5 protein-coding genes are annotated in these 4602 nt (G+C 35.9%); 4 read left to right on the top strand and 1 reads right to left on the bottom strand.

Annotated features, from left to right (window positions below; genetic code table 11):
- Positions 1-24: 24 nt before the first annotated feature.
- The 4 genes from tsaE to tsaD are packed head-to-tail and all read left to right on the top strand — an operon-like array spanning position 25 to position 2563.
- Positions 25-474, top strand: coding sequence for a tRNA (adenosine(37)-N6)-threonylcarbamoyltransferase complex ATPase subunit type 1 TsaE (tsaE, locus tag TJ68_RS03935; protein WP_040928866.1), 450 nt, complete (start codon positions 25-27; stop codon positions 472-474).
- Complete coding sequence (gene tsaB / locus TJ68_RS03930; RefSeq protein ID WP_040928865.1) at positions 475-1116, top strand: tRNA (adenosine(37)-N6)-threonylcarbamoyltransferase complex dimerization subunit type 1 TsaB; 642 nt, start codon at positions 475-477, stop codon at positions 1114-1116.
- Positions 1095-1574 carry a ribosomal protein S18-alanine N-acetyltransferase gene (gene rimI / locus TJ68_RS03925; protein WP_040928864.1) on the top strand — a complete coding sequence of 160 codons (480 nt, stop codon included), beginning with the start codon at positions 1095-1097 and terminating at the stop codon, positions 1572-1574. The genes tsaB and rimI overlap by 22 nt, the downstream gene beginning before the upstream one ends.
- On the top strand, positions 1538-2563 hold the full coding sequence (gene tsaD / locus TJ68_RS03920; RefSeq protein ID WP_040928868.1) for a tRNA (adenosine(37)-N6)-threonylcarbamoyltransferase complex transferase subunit TsaD: 1026 nt from the start codon (positions 1538-1540) through the stop codon (positions 2561-2563). The genes rimI and tsaD overlap by 37 nt, the downstream gene beginning before the upstream one ends.
- A gap of 119 nt (positions 2564-2682) precedes the next feature.
- On the opposite strand, the gene TJ68_RS03915 is transcribed toward tsaD, so the two are convergent.
- Positions 2683-4602, bottom strand: a 1920-nt coding sequence (locus TJ68_RS03915; protein WP_475086379.1) for an ABC-F family ATP-binding cassette domain-containing protein, incomplete at its 5' end; no start/stop codon positions are given.

Here is a 4602-nt window from a genome sequence, read left to right as displayed (position 1 = left end):
CTTTTTATATATTATGAGGTTATTATGGATAAAACTATTTATATAAATGATTTAAATGATACTAAACAATTAGCTGAAACTATTGGACAGTATATTAAACGAGGAACAGTTATTCTTTTAAGTGGTGATTTAGGGGCTGGTAAAACGACATTTACTCAATTTTTAGGTAAATCGTTAGGCGTTAAACGAGCAATTACTTCTCCTACATTTAATATTATTAAGTCTTATAAATTAGATGATAATTATTTACATCACATGGATTGTTATCGCTTAGAACATAGCGATGAAGATTTAGGATTTGATGAATATTTCAATGATTATGATATAACAATAGTTGAATGGTATAATTTTATAGAAGAATTTTTACCTAAAGAATATTTGAAAGTTAATATTGAACGTATTGATGATAGTAAAAGAAAGGTTTCAATTATTTCTGAAGGGAAACAATACGAGGAATTAGTAGGTGTGTTATAAGTGAAGTCATTATATATAGATACTTCTAATCGTTCGTTGTCTGTCGCAGTATCAGATAATGTGTTATTAGCTGAAATTAATATCAATATTAAACGCACACATTCAGAAACGTTAATGCCAGTTATTAACGAGGTACTTAAACTTGCGAATGTAGATAAGTCTGAGTTAGAACGAATTATTGTAGCCAATGGTCCAGGATCATATACAGGGTTAAGAATAGGAGTAACAGTTGCAAAAACGTTAGCTGTTTCATTAAATATACCAGTTTATACAGTGTCGAGTTTACTCGTATTAGCTGCGAGCTATCGTGGTGTAGTTGCACCTATGATGGATGCAAGACGTGGAAACTGTTTTAGTGCGATATATGACGTGGATCAAAATGGATACGACGTATTAGAAGAACCTAAGCTTAGAACAGGAAAAGAGTATTCGGATCTCGTTTTAAAATACGGTGCTGTTATTGTGCATAATACACTTGAAACACAGTCATTTGAAGTTGACGGTGTCCATACTACACCAAGAATTTCATCAATTATTGGAATGGATGATGATCTTTTAACGAAAGTCGATGCGCATGATGTTGTACCAGATTATTTAAGATTAACTGAGGCTGAGAGAAATTGGAAAAACAATCAATCGTAATCCGTCCGATGAATTCTGAAGACGTTTCATCAGTTCAGAAAATAGAGGTTGTATCTTTTCCAGATTCACCATGGACAGAAGAAACATATGTCCATGAACTGTGTAACAATCCTTTTGCACATTATTTTGTCGCAGAAAAGAATGACGTCATTATAGGTTATATTGGCCTATGGATTGTAGTAGATGATGCACAGATTACAACGATTGCGATCAGTCCAGAGTCGCGAGGAAATGGCTATGCGAATGCATTGATGGATTTTGTTATAGATTATTGTAAACCAACTGTGCGTCAAATATCATTAGAAGTAAATGTTAATAATTATCATGCGATTAAATTATATGAATCTAAAGAATTTATATATGGTGGTATACGAAAAGATTATTACGGTGCAGGTAAAGATGCACATGTCATGTGGGTGAGATTAGATGGAAAAAAAATATTAATATATTGGCGATAGAAACAAGCTGCGATGAGACTGCTGCGAGTGTCATACAAAATGGGAACACTGTACTTTCAAATATCGTCGTGAGCCAAATAGAGAGTCATAAGCGTTTTGGAGGTGTCGTTCCAGAAGTCGCATCAAGACATCACGTTGAGTCTATCACTCGAGTGATAGAAGAGGCACTTCACGAGGCGAACGTCACACCAAAAGAACTTGATGCGGTTGCAGTAACATATGGACCAGGTTTAATCGGAGCGTTACTCGTCGGTGTAAACGCAGCGAAAGCATTTGCGTACGCACATGATTTACCACTTATTCCTGTCCACCATATCGCAGGACATATATATGCAAATCAATTAGAGCATGACGTAAAATTCCCACTCATTGCGTTAATCGTGTCAGGTGGTCATACTGAGCTCGTTAAAATGGAAGACCATTTACAGTTTGAAGTAATCGGTGAAACACTAGATGATGCGGTAGGAGAAGCATATGACAAAGTCGCTCGAGTAATCGGATTACCTTATCCAGGTGGACCAGAAATAGATAAGCTATCTAAAGAAGGCAGCGATACGTACAATTTCCCACGTGCATTACAAGATGAGGGATATAACTTTAGCTTTAGTGGTTTAAAATCAAATGTAATCAATACACTTCATAATGAAAGACAGAAAAATATCGAAATTAAACCAGCAAATGTTGCAAAAAGCTTCCAGGAAAGCGTCGTAGACGTCTTAACGACAAAAACAATGCGCGCTTTAGACGAAGAAAATATTAAGACATTAATCGTTGCTGGTGGAGTCGCAGCGAATAGTGGCCTCAGAGATCGTTTCGAAACGTTAACAAAAGAAAACGGAGTAGAATTATATATACCGAGTTTAAAATACTGTACCGACAACGCTGCAATGATCGGAGCTGTCGCGTACGAACAGTATAAACGTGGAGATTTCGCAGATTTAAATTTAAATGGATATAACTATATAGATATAGAAGAAGTATCATACTAACACATCAGCCTAAATCTGATGTGTTTTTTTATATAAAATACGACAAAATAAAAAGTTATGCACAGTTGTGGATAACTTTGTGCATAACTTATGGATTGTGTGTGTATTGTTGTGGAGAATTATTCGAGTTCTGATTTTTTAACCTCTATTTCTTCCCATTCCGATAACTTATCTTCGAGTTCGGTATTCAATGACCCGAGCTTCTCATTTAGTTCATTTGTTTTCTCAAAATCGTTGAATACTTCTGGCTGTGTCATTTCTAATTCGATTTCTTCAATTTCTGTCTCGATTATTTCTATTCTTTGTTGAAGTTTGTCGCTTTCTCTCGATAGCTTTTGTATTTGGCTACGAAGTTCTTTTTGTCTTAGGTAATCGTCGTTAGTCTCTTTCTCCACTGTTACTTCAACAAATACACGTTGTGCTTCTTCCTCTTCTTTTTTATGGAGATAGTATTCATAGTCACCATTTATGATTTTCGTTTTTTGCCTATCCATTTCCATAATGCGATTTGCTAGTTTTTTGATGAAGTACCTGTCGTGTGATACGGCGATAATTGTCCCTGGGTAGTCCATAAGCGCTGATTCTAGCATCTCTTTACTTTGAATGTCTAAGTGGTTTGTAGGCTCGTCGAGTAGGAGCAAATTATTTTTTTGTAGCATGAGTTTCGCCAGTTGTATGCGTGCTTTTTCTCCTCCGCTTAGCTGATAGACATGCTTTAATACATCATCTTGTGTGAATAAAAATTGTCCGAGTATTTTACGAATATCTTGTTCTTGAAAATGAGGGTACTCTTTCCACAGCTCTTCAAGTATTGTGTTTTCAGAATAGAATTCTGCTTGTTTTTGATCATAGTAACCAATCGATACGTTTGTCCCGTACTGGATGTCTCCACCGAGAGGGAGAAGTAATTTTGCGATTGTTTTAATGAGAGTCGATTTACCGATACCATTTGGTCCTAAAACGAGTAAACGATCTTCTTTTTCAACGGAGAAGTTTAAGTCATCATTGATAACTTCGTCATAGCCAATCGTAAGTTCTTTCACACGTAGTACGTCATTTCCACTTTCCTTTTCAATAGTGAAGTGAAACTGTGCTTGCCTTGTGTCGCGCGTTGGAGAATCGATTCGGTCCATTTGTTCGAGCATTTTTCGTCTGCTTTTAGCCATACCACTTGTCGATGCTCGTGCGATGTTTTTCTCGACGAACGTTTCAAGTCGTTTGATTTCATCTTGTTGTCGCCTATATTGACCAAGCTCACGATTATAATCTTCTTCTTTTTGTTTTTGATAATTCGTGTAATTACCGTGATATAATTTTCCTTTTTGGAATTCTATTTCATAAATCTTATCGACGATACGGTCTAAGAAAAATCGGTCGTGGGATATAACGACGACGGATCCAGTATAACGATTTAAATAGTTTTCTAGCCATTCGACAGTTTCTAGGTCAAGGTGGTTCGTCGGCTCATCGAGTAATAAAATGTCCGGACGGTAAAGAAGCATTTTCCCGAGTTGTAATCTCGTCTTTTGACCACCAGAAAACTCATTTATCGGTCGGTCTAAGTCTTCTAAACTAAAGTTGAGTCCAGTAATGACAGTTTTAATTTCAACGTCGATTGTGTAGCCATTATGAGCTTCAAAAAAGTTTTGAAGATACTCTAAACGTTTCACTTGGTCGTTATAATCTTCGTGTGTATACTCATGATTTGTTAGCCACTCTGTGACGATATCGATCTCATCTTTTACTTTTAAAACGTGACTAAATGCTAAATTCATTTCTTCACGTACCGTTTTGTCGGATTCTAGTGACATTTCTTGTGTTAAATAGCCAATAGAAACATCTTTTGGTGTAACAATATTACCACTATCATATGATAATTCATCTGCCATAATCTTCATGAGAGTTGTTTTCCCCGCACCATTTCCACCGACAATACCGATTGTTTCTCTCGATTTAATTTCTAAATTTATATTCTTTAAAATTTCTGTTGAACCGTAATTTTTTTCAACGTTTTGCAAGCTCATGACAATCATAAAAAT

The organism is Nosocomiicoccus massiliensis (genome assembly GCF_000438455.1).
GTDB lineage: Bacteria > Bacillota > Bacilli > Staphylococcales > Salinicoccaceae > Nosocomiicoccus > Nosocomiicoccus massiliensis.
The sequence above is the reverse complement of the archived record's forward strand: the minus strand, read 5'-3'. Positions and strand labels throughout refer to the sequence as shown.

Excerpts from the sequence above, each read along its gene's own strand:
- tsaE (WP_040928866.1), top strand. The coding sequence starts at position 25 with ATGGATAAAACTATTTATATAAATGATTTAAATGATACTAAACAATTA.